Origin of the sequence: Exiguobacterium sp. s133, from assembly GCF_018618595.1 — a bacterium.
In the GTDB taxonomy this organism is placed as follows: Bacteria; Bacillota; Bacilli; order Exiguobacteriales; family Exiguobacteriaceae; genus Exiguobacterium_A; species Exiguobacterium_A oxidotolerans.
Genome location: NZ_JACSMK010000030.1, coordinates 1 through 287 on the forward strand (window position 1 = coordinate 1; position 287 = coordinate 287).

Genomic DNA, 287 nt, shown 5'->3' on the forward strand with positions numbered 1-287 from the left:
TGCTATCTCTGTGAAAATGATCAGCAGCTTGTCTATCGAACAACTACACGGGAATGAAGACGGGAGTACGTATCAGATCCAAAAATCTGTGAAACTTGTCCATTTCTAGAACGGTATACGAAAAGTCAGACGATGCAGAAAGTGATTCATCGGCATGTCTGGCAAGATGCAATCGACGAAGTCGAGCACCTTCGCCACACACCGGTTAATAGGCAGCTGTATGCCCGACGAAAAGAGACAATCGAACGTGTCTTTGCCGACGCGAAAGAAAAGCATGGCATGCGTTG

1 pseudogene is annotated in these 287 nt (G+C 46.7%); it reads left to right on the forward strand.

The features are described 5' to 3' along the window. Window positions 1–287 (forward strand): annotated as a pseudogene (locus KNP96_RS16645) (transposase); the annotation flags it as partial.